The sequence below is a fragment of the Terriglobales bacterium genome, from assembly GCA_035691485.1.
Taxonomy (GTDB): Bacteria; Acidobacteriota; Terriglobia; order Terriglobales; family Acidobacteriaceae; genus JAIQGF01.
On sequence record DASSIZ010000055.1, the window covers coordinates 1 to 20,486 of the forward strand.

Here is a 20,486-nt window from a genome sequence, read left to right on the forward strand (position 1 = left end):
TACGAACTGATCGCCTGTTTTTTCTCGGCGAGGGCGTGAACCAATTCTTTGAACACGCTTCCGCGGTGCTCGTAGCTCTGAAATTGGTCGAAGCTGGCGCAGGCGGGCGCGAGCAGAACGATGTCGCCCGGATTGGCGGACTCGAAGGCGCGCCGCACAGCGACATCCAGGCTGCCTGCTTGGACCACCTCAGCAGCGCCGGCGATTTCTGCTTCAATCTTGGCGGCGGCGGCGCCGACGGTGTACACGCGCTTGGCACGTTCCTTGAGCAGCGGAATCAGGACCGTGTACGGCGACCCTTTATCCTTCCCGCCCAGAATGATGTGAATGTTGCCGGGAAATGATTCCAGCGCCTTGATGGTGGCGTCCACGTTGGTCGCCTTGGAGTCGTTGTAAAACTCCACGCCGTTGATGGTCGCGACGAATTCCAGCCGGTGCTCGACTGCCTTGAATTCCTTGACTGCGGCACGAATGCGATGCGGCTCGCACGGAATGATCATGCCGACACAAACCGCTGCCAGGACGTTTTCCACGTTATGAGCGCCTTTCAGCGGGATTTCACCGGTGGGCATGATTTCGTGTTCGCCGCTGTCGTCGCGATGAACGATGCGCCCATTGCGTACGAACGCACCCTGCGGCACTTCTTTCTTGCGGCTGAACCAGCGCACCTGCGCCTGGACGCCCTCCGCCATGCGCGCGCTCTGCTGGTCATCGGCATTGAGAATGGCGAAGTCGGAGGAAACCTGGTTTTGGAAGATGCGTTTCTTTGCCGCCAGGTACTGCTCGAAGCTGCCATGGCGGTCGAGGTGGTCGGGAGTTACGTTGAGGACAACCGCAATTTCCGGGTGGAATCTCTGGATGGTTTCCAACTGAAAGCTGGAGACTTCGAGCACGTTGTAGGTGTCGTCAGTAGCGTCTCCGACCATGGAGATGGCGGCCGTGCCGATATTGCCGCCGACCTGCGATTCGTACCCGCCCCAGGCGATGATGTCGCCGGCCAGCGCGGTGGTGGTGGTCTTTCCGTTCGAGCCGGTGATAGCGACAATGTGTCCGCGGAGGAAGCGCGACGCCAGTTCGATTTCTCCGATCACCGGAATGCCCATGGCGCGGGCCTGCGCCAGTTGCGGAACGTCGGTCGGAACGCCGGGGCTGACCACGATCAAATCCTGCTGGCGGAAGGTGCGCTCGCCGTGACCGCCGGTTTCAACGGCAACGCCGAGATCGAGCAGGGTGCGGATGTCGGCCCGCAGGTCGTCTTCCGCCTTGGCATCGGAGGCGGTGACGCGCGCTCCGCGCTGGTGCAGGAACTGGGCCGCGGCGACGCCGGACTTTCCCAGCCCGACCACCAGCACCCGCTTTCCCTTCACGTCCAGAGCTTCTGCCATTGGGTCTTGAAACTTCTTGAACCCTGCGCCGAAGGCGCGAATCTGAATGCCTAACGTTTCTCCCAAAGAGTCAGCACGGGCAGTAACCGTGTCCAGTCCTGAGTAGTTCGGTCCAGCAGCACGACGACGATGGTCGTGCCCACCTTGCAACGCTCTCCCAGCACGGCTTCGGCCGTGCTTCTTCTATTGGGGCATTTTCCAACAAGCAAGTGAAACCAGCGACGGATGATTGTCGCACATCCGCCTAGCGGAGTTTCAAGGTGGTGAGCGCGAACAAGGCAAAAACCAGCGAAGCGATCCAGAAGCGGACAATGATTTTCGATTCCGACCATCCCAGCAATTCGAAATGATGATGCAGCGGGGCCATTTTGAAGATGCGTTTCTTGCGCAGCTTGTAGGAACCGACCTGCAGAATCACCGACACGGCTTCGATCACGAAGACTCCGCCGATGAACGGCAACAACAACTCCTGCTTGATGATGACCGCGACCGTACCAATGGCGCCACCCAGGGCCAGCGAGCCGACGTCGCCCATAAAGACCTCGGCGGGATGCGCGTTATACCACAGAAAGCCGATCGCGGAACCGACCATGGCGCCGCAGAAGATGGTCAGTTCCCCCACCTGCGGCATGCGCTGCAGTTCCAGGTAATCGGAGAAAGAAGCGTGGCCGCTGACGTAGGTGAGGACGGTAAGCGCACCGGCGGCAATCACGGTACAGCCAATGGCAAGTCCGTCCAGCCCGTCGGTAAGATTTACCGCATTGCTGGAACCGACGATCACCAGCACCACGAATCCGATGAACGGCAGGAAGGCAATCGGCCAGAGATGCGGTTTTCCTGCCAGCGCGGAGATCACCAGGTCGGGGCGGAAATTCTTGAAGAACGGCACCATCAGGTGGGTGGAATATTGTCCTTTCGCCTGCAGCAGGATCAGCGAGACCGCGACCACCACGCTCACCAGAACTTGCAGCATGAGCTTGGTGCGTCCGGTAAGACCCAGGTTCCGGCGGTTCACCACCTTGAGGTAATCATCGGCGAAACCAATGCCGCCAAACGCCGCCGTTGCAACCACCGCCAGCCAGACATATTTGTTGGTGAGGTCGGCCCACAGCAGGGTGGGGATGACGATGGCAACCGCGATGAGCAGTCCGCCCATGGTTGGCGTACCGGCTTTCTTCTGGTGCGCCTTGGGGCCTTCTTCGCGTATGTATTGCGAGATCTGGAACTCGCGCAGCTTTCTCACGATCGCCGGCCCCACGATCAAGCCCATGAACAGGGCGGTCAAGCTGGCGAAAGCGGTGCGAAAGGTCAGGTACCGAAAGATACGGAAGGGAGAAAAATAGCGGAACAGTACCTGATAAAGAAGCCAGTAGAGCAACAAGCTCTCCCTTCAGCGTGGGGTTCTGCCGTAAGAATACAGCAGTGGAGCGGGCGGTAGAAGCGAAGCGGACGCTAAGAGACGCTTGGAATCACGCGAGTTACGACGTCGTGGTCGCTTGCTTCGCCGTCCAGGTTTCCAGGGCCTTCTCCAATTGCACGCCGCGGGAAGCCTTCAGGAGCACGATGTCTCCGGGACGGACCTGGCGCGAGAGCCACTCACCCGCCTCTACGGGTGTGTCCACAAAATCGGCGCGTATGCCGGCTTCGCCGGCGGCCTCCACAATCTTGCGCGCGGCGCCGCGAACGCCGAGCACAATGTCGATCCCCTTGTCCGCCATATGCGCCCCGGAACGGCGGTGGAGTTCGTCGGTAGCGGGACCGAGCTCGAGCATTTCGCCGGCGACCACGATGCGCCGGCCACCGTCTCCAACGCTCATGCCGGAGAGCGCGTCGACCACGAAATCGAGAGCGCGAGGATTCGAATTGTAGGTGTCGTTAATGACCGTGGCGCCGCCCACGCTCAAGACCTGGCCACGCTTGTCCGCCGGGGCAAGCAGCCCCAATCCCGACGCCGCTTGCTGCAGCGTGATCCCGCTGACCAGCGCAACCGCTGTGGCGGCCAGGGCGTTGTAGAGGTTATGCCGGCCCAGCAGCGGCAACTTCGCGTGCGCGCGGGCCGCGCCGGAAATGACGTCGAATTCCGAACCTTCGGCTCCCAGTTCCTTGATCGCCTGCGCCCGGACGTCGGCAGGATGGAGAATGCCGAAGGTGACGACGCGTCCGGAAAAATCGCGCCCGAACTGCGATACATATTCGTCGTCGGCGTTCAGCACCGCGGTTCCGGCCGCAGGCAGCGACTGGATCAGCTCGTACTTGGCGCGCGCGATGTCGGCAACCGAGTTGAAAAATCCCAGGTGCACCGGAGCAACGCAGGTCACGACGCCGACGTTGGGCTCGCAAATCGCCGCCAGCGCGCGGATCTCGCCGGCGTGATTCATGCCGAGTTCCACCACCGACACGTCATAATCGGGCTCCAGGCGCAGCAGTTGCAGTGGAAGTCCATAGTGATTGTTGAGATTGCCTTCCGACTTGAGAACGCGGTATTTCGCCGACAGCAAGCGCGCAACCGATTCCTTGGTGGTAGTCTTGCCCGCCGAGCCGGTGATGGCGATCACCGTCTTGTTCCATATGCGGCGCACCGCTCGCGCCAGGTGTTGCAGGGAGGCGAGCGTATCGGGGACCGCGATGATGCGCCGATGGTCGCCGAAGCGCGCCGCCTGGCTCGCGTGCACTACCGCCGCGACCGCACCGCGCTCCAGTGCCGCGTCCACGTAGTCATGCCCGTCGAAACGCTCGCCGTGGATGGCAAAGAAGAGGTCGCCATGCTGAAGGGTGCGCGAGTCGATCGAATAGCCGGTCGCGATCGCGCCGGCATGCGTCGAGTCACCTTTGCCACCGGTGATCTCGGCGATCTGCCCGAGGGAGAGTTTCATTGCGCGCCTCCGGCGGGGGCTGATTCCCTCTTCTGATAACCGGCGGCCTGCAGCACGGCGCGCGCGACCTCCACGTCGTCAAACGGATGCGGACCGTCCCGCGTGGTCTGGGTTTTTTCGTGGCCCTTGCCGGCAATGAGCACGATATCGCCCGGCGCCGCCTGCTTCACCGCGAGCGCAATTGCCTGGCGCCGATCGGCTTCCACCGCGAACGGGATCCTGGTCCGCTCCAGCCCGGGTAGCGCGTCATTGATGATCGCCATGGGATCCTCGCTGCGGGGATTGTCGGAGGTAAGAATAACGTAATCGCTGCCGGCGCCCGCGGCTTCGCCCATCAGCGGACGCTTAGCGCGATCGCGATCCCCACCGCATCCGAAAACCGTGATTACCTTTCCCCCGGCGCGCGCCACGAATTCGCGGGCGAGAGCGGTCAGATTCCGCAGAGCATCGTCGGTATGCGCGTAATCGACCACGACCGTAAACGGCTGGCCGGCATCCACGCGCTCGAAACGGCCCGGGACGCGCAGCAACCGCTCGACTCCCGAGGCAATCGCCGCCGGTGCGCAGTTGCGCGCGAACGCCGCCGCCGAAGCTGCCAGGACGTTGTACACATTGACGCGCCCGATGAGGGGTGACCATACCGGGATCGTTCCATCGGGGGTAGCCAAATCAAAGCGCGTGCCGTTCATTCCAACATCCGCTTTGCCGGCGTGAAAATCGCCCTGCGCAACGCCGTAGGTCAGCACCTGGGAGCGCGACTTGCTGAACTTGACCAGCTTCTTGCCGTAGTCGTCGTCGATATTGATTACCGCGATGCGCGGCGGATCGGTCCCCACGCCCGCGAACAGAGAGCGCTTGGCCGCGAAGTAGGCATCGAAATCCTGGTGGTAGTCGAGGTGGTCCCGCGTCAGGTTGGTAAAGATCGCGACGTCGTAAGGGATGCCGAAGACACGCTGCTGCGACAGGGCGTGGGATGAGACTTCCATCACGGACTCGGTGGCGCCGTTGCGCAGCGCCTCGGCCAGCATCTGATTCAACTCCAGCGGTTCCGGCGTGGTGTGTGGCGCGGGCAGAACTTTGCCGGCCACGTGGTATTCGACCGTCCCCACCAGCGCAGCCTTGCGTCCCGCAGCCTGCAAAATGGATTCCAGCAAGAATGATGTCGTGGTCTTGCCATTGGTTCCGGTGATGCCGCTGTTGGCCAGCTTTTCGGCCGGACGCCGGTAGAAATTCGCGCTTAAACGGGCCAGAGCACGACGGCCGTGGGGTACCTGCGCCCATGCGACCTCACCGTGGGGGGCAAGAGCCTGGTCATCGCTCACCACGGCAACGGCGCCCGCTTTCAGTGCGGCAGGAATGTAGCGGTTGCCGTCGGTAGTTTCGCCTTTCATGGCGACAAAACACCACCCCGGCTGCACGCGCCGAGAGTCGTAATCCAGGCCGGCGATCTCAGGATTTCCGCGCTGGAAGAGGAATTCAGCGCCTTCGAGGAGTTGCTGGAATCGCATTTTGCTCATTAAACCACAGAGGCCGCCGAGGAAAAGATTGGCCGTAGATGGACACGGATGAACGCGGACTGTCTTACTAATTCGTAAACCTTAGACGGCAAGTACCCCCCTCCCCCCTTGTTTTCGGGCGCTCATAATAGAATCAGCGGCTTAGAGTCCGGGATACCTGCCCAATACCTGGGGATACCTGCAGGTAACCTGGCGCTTTATCGGACGCAGAAGCGGGCTGCGGGGACGGTGGCGAAACGCTGGAGAATTACAAGAGAGTAAATGTCGGTCATTCTGCTGAGGGGTCATATTGTGAAAGAACGAAACAAACAAGAGTTGAAGACACAACTCCTTCCGCGCACTGGGGCACAAACGGATAGTAAGGCCGGCGAAGCGGATTGTAAGTGAGGCAGGTCACGGTTGGATGTAACAAGCGCGAGTGATGGAAGCGGAGCAATCACGACCGTCCGGTTGACTTCTTAGCGACTGAAGCGCACCGAGATGCGCGCTCCGTTCGGCACCCTGGTGCCTGGCGCCGGAGACTGGTCGCGCGCGACGCCGCTGCCGATTGCCTCGATCTCCACCCCGGCGTCCTGGGCCTCTTCAATGGCGGAGCGCAAGGTCTTGCCGGCAAACGAGGGCACGCTCACCCCGCCGCCTACATCCAGCACCACCGTTCCCCCGCCGGGATGCTCTTCTGCCGGCGGTTGCGAGACTGCCGTAGTGACCACACTCGCTGCCGACGGGACCGCTGTTTTAGTGCTCAACGCGGCCGGAGAGAATTTCGGCGCCGGCGGTCCGGCAATCACCGGAGCCGGTTTGGGCGTCTGTGGCGCGGGTGCGCCGTTGTCCGCAATTTCCAAACCTCCGCCCAGGCGGTCGGACGACCCTTCGTTGAGGTCTTCGTCCTTCGCCGAAGCCCGCAATTGCAGGCGCTTGTCGTTCTTGATTTCAGAATCGTGCGGCACATTCATGTACGCGAGCACCTGCTGCGCGATGCGGGCGAACACCGGCGCTGAAATCTGTCCGCCCTGGTGCAAACCGACGGCCGAATCCAGGCTGACCACGATGGTCAAGGCAGGATTGTTGACGGGCGCAAAGCCGGCAAAGGTCGCTACGTACCTGGTTCGCGAATAAGTGCCGGTGTTGGGATCAATCTTCTGCGCGGTCCCGGTTTTGCCGGCGGAGGTATAGCCGTCCAGGATGGCGCGCCGCCCGGTGCCGAACAGCACCACTCCTTCCAGCATCCTCTTCATCTGCGCCGCGGTCAGGGTGGAAATCACACGGTGCTGCTGCGGGCGCTGAAAAGCGATCATCTGCGGAGTCTGGCGCGGGGGCAGCACGCCGGCCACGAGGCGCGGCGGCGTGTACATGCCGTCATTGGCGATCGAGGAGACCATCGACGCCAGTTGCAGCGCGGTCACCCCAATCTCCTGCCCGATCGACATCGCTCCAATCGAAACCTTTGACCAGCGATTCACCGGCTTTGCCATGCCCTTGGTTTCGCCGGGAAGTTCAATGCCGGTCTGCTGTCCGAAACCGAATCCGCGGATGTAGTGGTAGAAGCGCTCGTCGCCGACGCGCATGCCGACCTTGACCGCAGCCACATCGCTGGAGTGGGCCAGCGCGTCCTTGATCGGCACCACCCCCATCTTGTGCAGGTCATGGATGCGAATGCCGCCGACGGTGATGACGCCGCCCTGGCAATCAATCGGGTCTTCCGGCTTCACCAGGTGTTCCTCGAGGGCGGAAGAATAGGTCACGATCTTGAATACCGAGCCGGGTTCGTAGATGTCGCTGACGGCGCGGTTCTTCAGCGCAGTCGCGGCGGCATCTTTATAGATGTTGGGATTGAACGTTGGCCGGTTTGCCAATGCCAGGATCTCGCCGGTGCGCGGGTTCTGCACCACGATGGTGCCGGCCTCGGCGCGGGTGTCGCGCATTGCCTGCTCGAGTTCCTTCTCAACGATGTACTGGATTTTTTCGTCGATCGTGAGCACGACGTTGTCGCCGGGGTCGGGCTGCTTCTCGACGCGGCCAAACCACTTGCGGCGGGCGTCCATGGTGATCAGCATCTTGCCGGGCGTGCCGTGCAATCGCGCATCGAAGGCGTGCTCAATACCGCCCAAGCCTTCGTCGTCCAGCCCGACGTATCCGATGGTTTGCGCCGCCAGTTCGCGCTTGGGATAGAAGCGCTTGGGCTCCTTTTGGAAGTAGATTCCGCGCAGATTCATGGCGCGGAGGCGCTCGCTGGTTTCCCCGTCCACCTTGCGCGCAATCCAGGCGAAGGAATGCGATGCCTTCAGGCGAGCGACGATCTCCCGCGCATCGCCGTGTACCACGCGCGCCAGAAGATTGGCCGTGTTCTCCGGATCGGGGATTTCGCTGGGGACGGCGAACACCGAGTCCACCGAAACCGACATGGCCAGCTCGTGACCGTTGCGGTCGTAGATGATGCCGCGCCGCGGCGACACCGGAATCGTGCGCTGCTGCTGGCGTTGCGCCCGCTGCAGCCACTCCCCGTAACGGATGATTTGCAATTGAACCAGGCGCAGGCCAATCAGCCCGGACCAGAAGAAAAGCAACGCCCCCAGCAGGTAGAGTCTTTTTCTCGGGTCCTTGAGGAGGCTAATGCCTGCCACGCGTATCACCTGCATTCGAGGGCGCAATGCGAAAGGGTTTCACGTTTCGCGTTTCGCGTTCATCCGGCAGTTTCGGACACTCCATCGCGGCGTGAAACGAGAGACGTGAAACGAGAAACCTTACGGCAACGAAACCACGGCGACGTCGGCACGCGCCATCACCGGCACGCCAGGATCCTTCGCGGTCGGCTCGATGCGCACTACCTGCCCGGCATGCGGCGTTTCCAGTCCCATCTGCCGCGCCAGCATGTCAATGCGTTCCGGGTCTCTGAGCGAGGCTTCTTCCAGCCTCAGGGCACGATTGGTCTCGACCAGGCTTTCGCGTTGCGACTTGAGCGCTTCAATCTTGTATCCGTATTCGACGGCGCTGAAGTGCTGCCATGCGTACACCATGACCAGCAGGAACAGAATGGCCATGGCGAAAGCGAATTGCGTCATCTCGCGGCTGCGCCTGGTGTCGGTTACCCGCACCAGCCTGGAATTGTCGATGGCCTTGGTGAAGTAGACCTCAGGCGTGCCGCTCCAACCGCGGCGGCTGGCCCAAATCTGCGAACTTGTGGCCCCGGCTGCCATTTACGCCACCCCGATCATCGTCGCCTGCGACTCAGTCGGGCGATAAGCAAAGTGCAACCACTGCTCTTCGAGCGGCGGTTGCGCGCTATGAGCGTGATCTTCCGCCCGCTCCACCATTTCCACCAGTTCGTCGATTACCAACCCCTTGAACATTCCGCACCTCCGATACTGCTCGCTTCTGATCCTTCCCGGGACGGCACCGAATGGAAGGATTTTGTTTTGTGGAACTACCTTTTCGCCCTAATCAGAGAGGCGATGCCGCCCCGGAAACTTTTTTATCGTGAAACGATGTTTTTCACATTTTCCACGATCTTTTCCACCGCCCGCAGCTTCGCGCTGCGCGACCGCGGATTCGCCGCCACTTCTTCTTCCGTCGCCGTGACCGGCTTCTTGGTCAACAGCCGGTACCAGCCGCGCTGCGCGCCGTCCCGGAACGCGTCCTTCACGATCCGGTCTTCCAGCGAATGGAAGCTGATGATCACCAGCCGTCCGCCTTGCCTGAGGACGCCGGGCGCGCGGTCGTGCTGGAGCAGCGCCTGCAGATCGTCCAGTTCGCGGTTTACGAAGATTCGGAGAGCTTGAAAGGTGAGCGTCGCCGGATGAATCGGCCCGGGTTTCATTGGCCCGGCCGCGGCCCCTACGACCTCCGCCAACTGCTTCGAGGTTCGTATCGGCCGCGACCGGACAATGGCTCTGGCGATTCTCCGCGACCTCCTTTCCTCACCGAATTCGTAAATCAAGTCAGCAAGCTCGCGCTCGCTGAGCTGGTTTACCACCTGTTCGGCAGTCATTGGGGCGACTGGATCCATCCGCATGTCGAGCGCGCCCTCCGCCTGGAAGCTGAACCCTCGCGCCATGTCCGCCAGCTGCAGCGAACTCAACCCCAGGTCGGCCAGGATTCCGTCGGCTTGGTTTTCTCCGACGAATTCCGCAACCCGGGCGAACGATGCGTTGATCAGCTCTACCTCCGGCCAGTTACTTTGCCGGCCGGCCGGCGGACGCAGCCGCTCGCGGGCGATGGTCAGTGCCTTGGGGTCCTTATCGAGCCCAATCAAACGACCCAGTGGGCCGAGGCGTCTTGCGAGCTCGAAACTGTGCCCGCCCAGCCCCACCGTGGCGTCGATATAGGTACCGCCAGGCTTGACTGCCAGAAAATCGATCGCTTCTTTTAAAAGAACTGAAACATGGCCAGCCTGCTGTTCCCGATTGCCATGTCCGCCCCTGGGGGCGAGTTCGTCTTTCCCATGCACCGCTAAATGCCCAGTTCGTCCAGGTTCTTCTCGTCATCGGCCGTGAAGGGTTCTGCCACTTCCTTGCGGACCGCTTCCATGCTCCGGACTTCCAGGTGGTTCAGGTAGCCCATCACCGCTACATCGCCCTTCAGGTCTGCCGCGTCGCGCAGCAACTGGGGCAGCAGCAAGCGTCCCTGGGCGTCCATCTCCACCACCTGACCCCAATAGTTGGTGTGGGTGAGAAACTTTTTCTTCGCCGGATTGAAATTGGAGAGCGTGGACAGCCTCTGCTCGATCCTCTCCCATTCCTCGAAGGGATACATCTGGGCAACCTTGCCATCCAGCGAGGTGATGTAAAATTTCACGGCATACTTCTCGTCGATCACGCGCTTGAATTCGGCGGGGACCTTGAGGCGTCCCTTTTCGTCGACGCGGGTTGGGTGATTGCCGCGAAACATTCGGGTGATTCCGTTTCCAGGCTGCTGATCCGACAGCCACGGAGGCCAAAACGGTCAAAAGTTGCTTCAGTTCGGCGTCGTTAGGGTCGAATTGGGGGAATTTCTCGATCATTCCACTGCCGCCCCTCGCGGGGCGCTGGCTACCCAGAACGATCCGACTTCTTTCCACTTTCAACCACTTTTGACCACATCCTACGCCTAAGTAGTTGCTTGTCAATAGTAATTTTTTAGGTCTTCCGATTACCCCTGCACGAAGTCTTTCAGTTGCCTGCGGACAGCGCCGGACGGTTTCTACCGATTGGATACCTGGCAAACGCAACTACAAGGAATAGGGTTTACCATTCTGGTTCACCCACGGGGCGGCCCAATATCGAGCGATGCCGCAGTTTTTTGAAACCTCGCAGTTCGTAGCGGTGGATGTTGAACGCGCCTTCCGCTTCTTTGCCGACCCGCAAAACCTGCCGCAGATCAGCCCGCCCCGATCCGGGGCGCGTCTGGTTCGCCTCGACCTGGTCTCGCCCGCTGGGCATCCCGGCCTTGCCGGCGCAGGCTCGGAGATCGAGATTTCGGTTCGCCTGTTTCCGCCTCTTCCCTTTCGCGGGCGGTGGCTGGCGCGCATCGTGGACTTTGAATACGGCTCGTATTTTCGCGACCGGCAAGTGCGCGGCCCATTCCAGCGTTGGGACCACACCCACGCGTTTGAAGCGAGCGGATCGGGAACTCTGATCAGCGACACGGTGGAGTACGAGGTGGGACGAGGCAAAATCGGCGGCATCGCGAACGCGATGTTCATCCGCCGCGCGCTGCAGGAAATGTTCGACTACCGCCAGCGCGCCGCCGAACGGCTGCTGCGATAGGCGGACTTCGTCTTAAAAGCGTGGGACGAACATCGCGAGCGGAATTCATAGAGGCCCGACGGAGCTCCGCCCTTTATACTGGCGTGTCCGCAATCCTTGCCGAATCCCGCCTGGGAGGCGATGAATCCAATGAATGCAGTCTTCTTTTTTTTCCTAATACTGATGACAGCTTCTCTGACCAGCACACCCGCTCTCGCCGCCGACAAGACTGAACCTGCCAAGCCCCCGGTAGCGAGGGTGATTCCCAAGGACGTCACCGTGCACGGCGATTCCCGCATCGACAACTATTTCTGGCTTCGCGAAAAGCAGAACCCCGAGGTCGCCGCCTACCTGGAAGCCGAGAACGCTTACGCCAGCGCGGTCATGCATGGCACCGAGGGGCTGCAGGATTCGCTCTACAAGGAAATGCTCGGGCACATCAAGCAGACTGACGTGCAGGTTCCCTATCGCGAGGGCCCGTACTGGTATTACTCGCGCACGGAAGAAGGCAAGCAGTACCCGATTTTCTGCCGCAAGTCAGGCTCGCTCGAAGCGCCGGAGCAAGTGATTCTCGATGTCAACGAACTTGCGCAGGGCGAGAAGTTCATGGCCGTGGGTGTGCAAGTCGTCAGCGATGACGCCAACCTGCTCGCCTATTCCACCGACAACACCGGCTTCCGCCAGTACAAACTTCAGGTCAAGGATTTGCGCACTGGCGCGCGAGTCGAAGATATCGCCGAAAAGGTCGGCTCCGTCGCCTGGGCCGCCGACAACAAGACTCTCTTCTACACAGTGGAAGACCAGGCCAAGCGTCACTACCGCCTGTACCGTCACCTGCTCGGGGCCGGCAAGCCGGACGATCTGGTGTACGAAGAAAAAGATGAGCGCTTCAACGTCGGAGCGTCGCGCACGCGCAGCCGCAAGTACATCCTGATGGAAGTCGGGAGCCACACCACGTCGGAGGCGCGCTTTCTTCCCGCAGGCCAGCCCACCGGCGAGTTCCAACTCATCAGCCCGCGCCGCCAGGATCATGAGTACTACCCCGAGGATCACGGCGATCAGTTCCTGATCCGCACCAATGACAAGGGCCGCAACTTTCGTTTGGTGACCGCGCCGATCAGCGATCCGGCTGAGAAGAACTGGAAAGAACTGGTGCCGCACCGGCTGTCAGTGATGTTGAGCAACATTGACGTGTTTAAGGATTTTTACGTCCGCGTGGAACGCGAGAACGCGTTGCCGCACCTGACCATCGTTGATTTCAAGTCCGGCGCCACGCACCGCATCGAGTTTCCGGAGCCGGTGTACTCCGCCTCGCCCAGCAACAATCGCGAGTACGACACCAGTCTCTACCGTTACGGCTACCAGTCCATGGTCACGCCGAGCTCCGTCTTCGACTACGACGTCGAGAAGCGCACCTCCCACCTGCTCAAGCAGATCGAAGTCCCCGGCTATGATCCGACGAAATACAAATCCGAGCGCCTGTGGGCCACCGCCAGGGACGGCACGCGAATTCCCATCTCCATCGTGTATCGCCGGGATTTCCGCAGCGACGGCACTCATCCCATGTTCCTCACCGGCTACGGTTCTTACGGCATATCCATTCCGGTGACCTTCAGTTCCAACGCTCTGCCGCTGCTGGACCGAGGTTTCTCCTATGCCATCGCCCACATTCGCGGCGGCGGCGACATGGGCAAGCCGTGGCACGATGCGGGAAGGATGTTTAACAAGAAAAATACGTTCACCGATTTCATCGACTCCGCTGAATTCCTGATCGCGAACAAGTACACGACCAAGGAACACCTGGTCGTGCAGGGCGGCAGCGCCGGCGGCCTGCTGATGGGCGCAGTTGCCAACATGCGTCCCGAGCTGTTCCGCGTCGTGATCGCGAAGGTGCCCTTCGTGGACGTGGTGAACACCATGCTCGACGCATCGCTGCCACTCACGGTCGGTGAATACGAGGAGTGGGGAAACCCGAACAAGCCGAATGAGTACAAGTACATCCGCAGCTACTCGCCCTACGACAACCTGGAGAAGAAGGCCTATCCGGCCATGCTGGTGAAGACTTCCTTCAACGACAGCCAGGTCTTCTACCACGAGCCGGCGAAGTACGTTGCCAAACTGCGCACGCTGAAGACCGACAACAACCCGCTCGTGTTCAAAACCAACATGGCGGCGGGCCATGGCGGATCTTCCGGGCGCTACGATTACCTGAAGGAAATTGCCTTCGACTACGCGTTCATCCTGTCGCAACTGGGAATCGAAAAACCCGACAGCAAGCGGGCGGCTCAATAGAAAACACGGCCACAGACCGACACTGATCGACACGGATCGGAACTGACGAACATGTCTCTTCCGCCGTGTTTATCGGTGTAAACCTGTGGCTGACGTCTTTTCCACTACGCTGCGCGCGTCCCGCGATCCTCGCGCACCATCTGTTTCAGCTGCAGCGCGTTTCTGGCCGCAAAGGCTGCCTGGTCGTTATCGAAGTAAACGTAGATGTCCTTGAGCCGCTCTCCCCATCGCTCGATCTTACGAGCCCACTCACGCAGCGTCTCCTGTGAATAGCTGCCCTGGTACGGGCCGCCGGGACCATGCAGGCGTATGTAGGTGAAGTCGGCGGTGATCGGCGCCGGGGAATGGAACCCGTTCAATTCATACATGCAGAACGCCGCGTTATGCCGCCGCAGGATGTCGTAGATTGCGTCCTTGTGCCAGCTGCGCTCCCGAAACTCGAATGCGTACTGGTGCCGCTGCGGCAGCGCCGCCAGGAATTCTTCCAGCCGCTCCGCATTCACCATCCACTTCGGCGGCAACTGGAACAGGATCGGTCCCAACTTATCTTTCAGTTCTGCGGCGCGCTTCAGAATGTTGTCGAGCGCATTCTGCGGGTCTTTCAGCTTCTTCATGTGAGTGATGAACCGGCTCGCCTTCACCGCAAAGCGGAAGCCGGGCGGGGCGGACTGCCGCCATAAGCGGAATGTTTCCGCGCTCGGGAGCTTATAGAAGCTGTTGTTGATTTCCACCGTATCGAAGTATCTCAGATACACCTGCAGCATCTGGGACGGCGCCGTTCTGTCCTCGTAGAAGGGCCCGCACCAATGCTTGTAGTGCCATCCCGAGGTGCCGATGCGGACGCGTGCCCGGTTCACGGCAGTCTCCTCAACACGTCTTTCGCGATCTGCTCCTGATTGGCTTTGATCATGGATCATGCTCGGTTGCCTGACAAAGGGATGGCGCTTGCAACTGCGCTGTTGTCCATTCCCGTGTCGCTGCCGCTGGCTCGCCGTTCACAACGACGATTTGCACAGGGCAACCAAGGTGCGCTGAGATTGTTCTCACTTCAGAACGATTTATGAATGAGGGGGCGGACTATGGCCAGGAAATTCTGGAGTGGATTTGGGACTGGAGCGGCAGCCGGCGCGGGCGCAGGCATCGGCATGTTCTTGTTAATCAAACAAATTGCAGGCTCGCGGAAACGCGTTTTGCGGGTGGAAAAGAGCATCCAGGTCGGGAGGTCACTACCGGAGGTTTTCGACGCGTGGGCGAACCTGGAAACGCTGCCGCAGATTTCGGATTATGTCCAGAACATCCGCAAAAGCGGCAGCCTCTCGCACTGGCGGGTACGTCTGGACGGCAAAACCGTGGAGTGGGACGCGAAAATCGAGCAGTTCATTCCGAACCAGGCAATCGGCTGGAAGTCGATTCATGGCCCGAAGCATACCGGGCGCATCACTTTCTCGCCGCTGGGCAACGATACCTTAGTGCAAGTCACCATGAATTACGCGCCACCGTCGCGGGTGTTAAAGCCTTTCGTCGAGAATACTGGCGGGCTCATTGAGCGCTACATCGAACAAGTGCTGCGCGATTTCAAGTCCGCGCTCGAGGGTAAAGGCCAGGAAGGACGAAAGCCGGCGGTACGCAGCGGCGACATCGGGCCAGGCTTCGAGATGACACAGACCGATCTCGCGCGTGCGACCGGGACGTTTGGCAACACCAGCGCTGCTGGCGGGAAAGCGTCGCCGAAGCCGTTGTCGCCGGACGAGGTCTCCGAACGCTTCGGAAGCCCCAGCAATCCGGTGGATTACAGTTCGCCTCCGGAAAGTAAGCGTTGACGGGCCATCTAGTCTTTGTGGTGCGGCGGCATGACCGCGTCCGCGGGAAATGACTTGAACGTGACCTCGCGCTGTTGTGCCGTGATCTTGTGGTTCTGGTCTTCGGTCATCTCCGTCAGCGTGCCTTTAATGACGTGATAGGCTTCCGCGCCCGGCGCCTTTCCTTCGCCGCGGTCTACCGTTCCCTTGAACTCGAACGAGGTGCCGTGCACAGAGCGGGTAGTGAAGGAAAGCTTGTTACCTTCCATCGAACCCTTGCTGAACATGTGGTCGAGGAACGCGCCGCGATCGCTCTCTTTCTCGCCGTAACGGGAGACGAATCCGGTTACACGGCCGTCCGGCTCCACGTCCACTTCGACGAACTCGCCCTCGCGCAAGAACGTGTACATGCCGGAGACCTCGTCAGCGGCTTTGCCTGGCGAGCTCTTCGGGGCGGGAGCCTGAGCAAACAGGACAATGCCCGACAGCATCAACAGGACGGCGCCGAATATGCCCGCTAGTCTGAGGTTGACAGTGTCCAATAGCGGTTGCTTTCTCGTGGGATGAAGCAGGATAACCATAGAAGTAGTCCCGAGTTGCTGCCCATTAAACCACAATGCGTATGGGCAGAGTAGCCAGCTGTGGCCTTTATCTACGCTATAATTGCGCAACACTCCTTTTTGGTGTTGGATGCAGGATCTAGTTCGTGCCGAAGTCCCCAAAGCTACCGTGCCGCAGGGGACGCAACCGAAACTGCTGGTCCAATGGTCCTCGGGACGGCGCGACTTCTTCGAGAACCTGCGGGATTTGCTGCACTTCCGGGAAGCGCGGCAGCCGCGGTTGACCGCGCAGCGCGCCGAGTTCTGGCCCGACGTTTTCGTCCATCGTCCGGTGGCGTGGCGGAGCATGGCAAGCTCGGCGCTATACCACATCTTCGGCATCGTTGTGATCTACGGCATGTCGGTGACGTGGCTGCAGCCTGCGCCAGTGAGTACGCGCAGCCCGTTCGACAAAAGCCAGATCACCTACTACAAAGTCTCCGAGTACCTGCCGGAAATCAATACCGGCGAGGATCCCGCGCCCTCGAAGCGGGAGCAGAAGGGCGAACCGAAGTTCGCCACGCAGCGCATCATTTCCATACCGCGCGCACCCGACAATTTCCGCCAGACCATCGTGACGCCCAGCCAGATCAAGTTGCCGCGCGACGTTGCGATGCCGAACCTGGTGGCATGGACGCCGATTCCATCGGCAGTTCCGGAAGCGGCTCTTGCGCAGACGCCGTCGCAACTGAAGTTGCCGGCGATGATGCCGGAAGTGATTTCGCCGTCGCCATCGACGGAAGCGCTGCGAGCGAAGTCCGCGGCGCCGATTCCGGCGGAAGCGGTTGCTCCTCCACCGGCGATCGACCTCGTAAAGTCGAAGCTACCGAACCTGCCGGAACCGTCCGTGATTGAACCTGCGCCTTCGACCACAGGACAGCAGCTTGGGACGATGAACGTAGCGCGACTGGAGACCACGGTGGCAGCGCCGAAGATGCCGGTTCAGGAACAGCGTGTTGCAACGGCGGGCTCAGCTTGGAGCGGCGCCGGCGGCGGAGGCGCACAGAATGCAACCCCTCCGGCTCCGCCCAACGTCACCGGAATCGGGAATGGAAAGCAAGCCGCAGGAAGAGTGATCGCGCTGGGCCTGGATCCAGCGGCGGTGAATGGTCCGATCAAGATTCCGAACGGAAGCAGATCCGGACAATTCGCAGCGACTCCGGAGGGAAGCCCCAATGCCGCGGGCACGCCAGACATCAAGGGCGGAAACATCAACGGCGCAGGCGGAAGCGGACGCGTAGCCAACGGAGGAGGCAGCGGAGCGGGCTCCGGTCCAACAGGAATCTCAGTGGGACCAGCGCCGTCGCGAGCGACCGCGGGAATTGCCGGAACTCCGGCGGATGCGGGAAAGATCGTTCCGAAGCAGACCACGATTGCATCGCTGGAACGTTCGCGAGAGGCCGAGCTGTCGCGGCGATTGTCGCGCGCGAACCTGGACGCTCCGGGAAAGATCGAAGACAAGGTATTCGGAGCGAGGCGCTATTACTCCATGGCGCTGAACATGCCGAACCTGACGAGCGCGGGTGGAAGCTGGATCATCCGCTTCGCAGAACTGCAAGAAACCGTGGCGCAAGGCGATATCGTCGCTCCGCAAGTGGTGTTAAAGGTGGATCCCTCGTATCCAGGGGAACTGATGCGCGATCGCGTGGAAGGGACGGTGACCCTTTACGCGGTGATCCGTAAAGATGGAACGGTGAGCGAAGTCCGAGTTCTGCGTGGATTGGAAGAGCGCCTGGACGAGAACGCAAAGACCGCGCTGTCGAAGTGGAAGTTCCGTCCGGCAACGAAGAACGGATCAGCAGTTGACCTGGAAGCAGTGGTGCAGATTCCGTTCGCGGTGAAGAAAATGCCGTTTTAGAAGGATTGCGTTTTCACTCGAACAGTAAACACCCAGCACAGTTCTCTCCCCCCTCACTAATCATCAGGCAGGTCCTCGCAGGTTCAGCCGGCGGAAGTGGTAGAAACCGATTCGGCGAGGTCGTTTTCGATGTACTCGTAGAGGACTTCGCTGGTGCAGACCTCGTAGTACTTGAGGTCGGTCCAGCTGTTGAAGGAGAAATTGCTGGCATCGATACGCGGAATGCGGCCTTCGCGAATGACGATGCGATGGAACATGCCGCTGCCGAGGGGGACCAGTCCGCTGTAAAGGTGGACGACCTCCTTCTCCCAGAGCGTGGGCAGTTCGAGATCGTGCCTGTGCAGGGAGATTTCCTGTTGCAGGACGCTAAAGGCATCGGCGTGGAGATTGACGCCGCCGACGTTATAGCGCATGAGGAACTCGTCAGGATTACCGCCGGTGGCTTCGTCGTCCACGGTCTTGAAGGAGTAGACGTTGAACAAGCCTTCGCTGTCGGCGAGGAAGCGGCGGGCGCCCTTGTTGCAGGAGGAGAGGCGGTCGCTTTCGTTGAGGGCCTTGGAAATCATGATGCGGTTGCTGCCATCCATCAAGTACATGGGAGCGGAATCATGGAAAGAGATCCCGATGCCCAATTCCAGGGTGGGCAGGCTGCCGCGGCGTGACTGCTCATTGTAGGCATGGACGATGGAGATGATCTCGCGCGCCAGGACGCAAGTGCGCGCCACCGGGAAGCCCTGTTTGCCATCGTAGCCGAAGAGGGCCAGGATGACGGCGTCGCCCTCGATGAATACCTTTGTCGCCTGATATTTGGCGAGCAGCTTATTGACCGGTTCGTAAAAATTCAGGCTGAAGTAGGAAGCGGGATTGAGACCACGCTCCATCAGGGTGCGGGTGAGAGTAGTGGAGTCGCGGACGTCGGCCTTGAGGATGACATGATTGACAACCTTGTCCTCAGCCGGCTTTTGCTCCTGGGGGAGAAGAAATTCGTAAAGCGTGCGATTGATGGCGGAAAGCTCGCGCAGGCGGTCGCTGGTAATGAGGTTGACGGATTCGAGGCTGCGGTTAAGGACCTCCAGGCTGCGCAAGTCGCGGTGGTAGGAGATGAAGGCGAGTAGAAAACGGCCGGCAATCTTGGCGCGATCGGAAGCGCGGTAATGATAGACACGCCGGAGAGCGGCATGGAAATTGGCGGGGGAGAGGCGCGTGTGCTCCTCTAAGAGTCGCTCGACGCGGGTGCGCTCGCTGCGATTGATGAGCGCATTCTTAAGCTGCTGCGGGTGAATGACGGGCGAATACTCCCCGAGCAGGGGCGCGGCTTCATAGGCGGCAATGATGTGGTCCATGACGCCATTGCGTTCCAAAGTGTCGGTCCAGGCCGCGAGGATCGACTTCTGGGCGCGGCTCTTGGGGTTAGAGTCGTCCGGGTTACCGGAGGCGACCAACTCGTGAGCGTTCTCCGGCACCGAGAGCAGCGAATCGAGGTCCACGTGGTCGCGAACCTCGGGTGCGGGCAGATCGAGCGCGGTGAGGAAGACGCGGGCGATTTCCTGCAGCGTACCGAAGCGGTCGGGGTCACGCTCGAAGTTGCCCAGCATGACGTAGTGTTCAGCATTGATGTAGTCGTCGCGGCCGTCCTCGGTGAACATCAGGCGATTGAGCAGCAGCGCGTAAGCAGGCGGATCGGCGCCCCCGAATAAGGCACGGCGCATGCGGGCGAGGGTTTCCTTCTCGACTTCGCGGAGGGTCTGGAAAAGCTCCTGTCCGACCCTGCGCAAAAGCTGACGCTTGGCAAGATGGAAGACGGCGCAACGCTCACGCATCTCAACCGCTTTATGAAGCGCGGCATGACGAGGATTTTCGTATTCCGCCTGCTTGGCGCGGAGATGCTCGAGGATAGCGTTGAATTGCGCGGTCAACTCGGTGCGCAGCAACTTAATGACGGCCAGGCGCGCAAGCACATCGAGGCTGACGTTGCCGTCACCCTTGGCCCAGTTAAGAGCCAGGATCATCAGATCGGTGAGCAGGCGCTTGAAATCGGCGGGATCGGCGCCAGGCTTGGGAGCCGGATGCGGAGCCTCGACTTTGCCCCATAGAAATGAGGGTAGCGCGATGTTGGGAGTTTCCTTTACTTCTACTGTGAAGAGTTCTTCCACGTTGCCGTAGCGAGCGACCATGCGGTGAATGTGGCGGCGAACGACGTCGGTAAAGACGGGGCTGAGATAGACGTCGTGGCGAACGTTGTCAATGCCCGCAAGCAGGCCGGCGAGTTCCAGGCTGGGAGTGTAACCGGTGAGCGACACTTGACGGGCAAGGTCGGACAGGCTTTCGCGCTGGAGAAACGGAAACGGCGCCATGGGAGTCGGCTTGCGTGAGAGGTTAGCACGCGGTACCGGGTGGAGAATACTGCCAGGTTGGGTTCCGGGCGGGGGGATGACGCCGCTCG

The 20,486-nt window shown here is 60.7% G+C and carries 16 protein-coding genes; 4 read left to right on the forward strand and 12 right to left on the reverse strand.

The window, feature by feature from the left end:
* The 9 genes from murD to VFI82_06915 all read right to left on the reverse strand — a co-directional run.
* On the reverse strand, nt 1-1,385 hold a 1,385-nt coding region (gene murD / locus VFI82_06875), incomplete at its 3' end, for a UDP-N-acetylmuramoyl-L-alanine--D-glutamate ligase (protein ID HET7184390.1).
* Between the two features lie 244 nt (nt 1,386-1,629).
* Nucleotides 1,630-2,763: a phospho-N-acetylmuramoyl-pentapeptide-transferase gene (gene mraY / locus VFI82_06880; protein ID HET7184391.1), complete on the reverse strand. Its 1,134-nt coding sequence runs from the start codon at nt 2,761-2,763 to the stop codon at nt 1,630-1,632.
* A 100-nt stretch (nt 2,764-2,863) separates the two neighbouring features.
* Nucleotides 2,864-4,258: a UDP-N-acetylmuramoyl-tripeptide--D-alanyl-D-alanine ligase gene (murF, locus tag VFI82_06885; GenBank protein HET7184392.1), complete on the reverse strand. Its 1,395-nt coding sequence runs from the start codon at nt 4,256-4,258 to the stop codon at nt 2,864-2,866.
* A complete protein-coding gene (locus VFI82_06890) occupies nt 4,255-5,775 on the reverse strand; it encodes a UDP-N-acetylmuramoyl-L-alanyl-D-glutamate--2,6-diaminopimelate ligase (protein ID HET7184393.1) in 1,521 nt (506 codons plus the stop codon). Before VFI82_06890 ends, murF begins: the two co-directional genes overlap by 4 nt.
* Before the next feature lie 458 nt (nt 5,776-6,233).
* Entirely contained in the window at nt 6,234-8,396 is a 2,163-nt protein-coding gene (locus VFI82_06895) for a penicillin-binding transpeptidase domain-containing protein (GenBank protein HET7184394.1), read from the reverse strand.
* A gap of 120 nt (nt 8,397-8,516) precedes the next feature.
* Nucleotides 8,517-8,969 carry a cell division protein FtsL gene (locus VFI82_06900; protein HET7184395.1) on the reverse strand — a complete coding sequence of 151 codons (453 nt, stop codon included), beginning with the start codon at nt 8,967-8,969 and terminating at the stop codon, nt 8,517-8,519.
* A complete protein-coding gene (locus tag VFI82_06905) occupies nt 8,970-9,122 on the reverse strand; it encodes a hypothetical protein (protein HET7184396.1) in 153 nt (50 codons plus the stop codon). It lies immediately after the preceding gene.
* Between the two features lie 122 nt (nt 9,123-9,244).
* Nucleotides 9,245-10,219, reverse strand: coding sequence for a 16S rRNA (cytosine(1402)-N(4))-methyltransferase RsmH (rsmH, locus tag VFI82_06910; protein ID HET7184397.1), 975 nt, complete (start codon nt 10,217-10,219; stop codon nt 9,245-9,247).
* A gap of 2 nt (nt 10,220-10,221) precedes the next feature.
* Entirely contained in the window at nt 10,222-10,659 is a 438-nt protein-coding gene (locus VFI82_06915) for a division/cell wall cluster transcriptional repressor MraZ (GenBank protein ID HET7184398.1), read from the reverse strand.
* Between the two features lie 377 nt (nt 10,660-11,036).
* On the opposite strand from VFI82_06915, the gene VFI82_06920 reads away from it, so the two are divergent.
* Complete coding sequence (locus VFI82_06920) at nt 11,037-11,516, forward strand: SRPBCC family protein (protein ID HET7184399.1); 480 nt, start codon at nt 11,037-11,039, stop codon at nt 11,514-11,516.
* A gap of 129 nt (nt 11,517-11,645) precedes the next feature.
* On the forward strand, nt 11,646-13,787 hold the full coding sequence (locus VFI82_06925; GenBank protein ID HET7184400.1) for a S9 family peptidase: 2,142 nt from the start codon (nt 11,646-11,648) through the stop codon (nt 13,785-13,787).
* Nucleotides 13,788-13,891: 104 nt separating this feature from the next.
* Here the strand turns inward: VFI82_06925 and VFI82_06930 are convergent, their stop codons facing one another.
* On the reverse strand, nt 13,892-14,644 hold the full coding sequence (locus VFI82_06930; protein ID HET7184401.1) for a DUF72 domain-containing protein: 753 nt from the start codon (nt 14,642-14,644) through the stop codon (nt 13,892-13,894).
* Between the two features lie 288 nt (nt 14,645-14,932).
* On the opposite strand from VFI82_06930, the gene VFI82_06935 reads away from it, so the two are divergent.
* On the forward strand, nt 14,933-15,607 hold the full coding sequence (locus VFI82_06935; GenBank protein ID HET7184402.1) for an SRPBCC family protein: 675 nt from the start codon (nt 14,933-14,935) through the stop codon (nt 15,605-15,607).
* Between the two features lie 8 nt (nt 15,608-15,615).
* Here VFI82_06935 and VFI82_06940 read toward each other — a convergent pair whose 3' ends face one another.
* A complete protein-coding gene (locus VFI82_06940) occupies nt 15,616-16,128 on the reverse strand; it encodes a hypothetical protein (GenBank protein HET7184403.1) in 513 nt (170 codons plus the stop codon).
* Between the two features lie 148 nt (nt 16,129-16,276).
* Between VFI82_06940 and VFI82_06945 the strand changes: the two genes are divergently transcribed.
* A complete protein-coding gene (locus tag VFI82_06945) occupies nt 16,277-18,043 on the forward strand; it encodes an energy transducer TonB (GenBank protein HET7184404.1) in 1,767 nt (588 codons plus the stop codon).
* A gap of 83 nt (nt 18,044-18,126) precedes the next feature.
* Here VFI82_06945 and VFI82_06950 read toward each other — a convergent pair whose 3' ends face one another.
* Nucleotides 18,127-20,397, reverse strand: coding sequence for a hypothetical protein (locus tag VFI82_06950; GenBank protein HET7184405.1), 2,271 nt, complete (start codon nt 20,395-20,397; stop codon nt 18,127-18,129).
* Between the last annotated feature and the right edge of the window lie 89 nt (nt 20,398-20,486).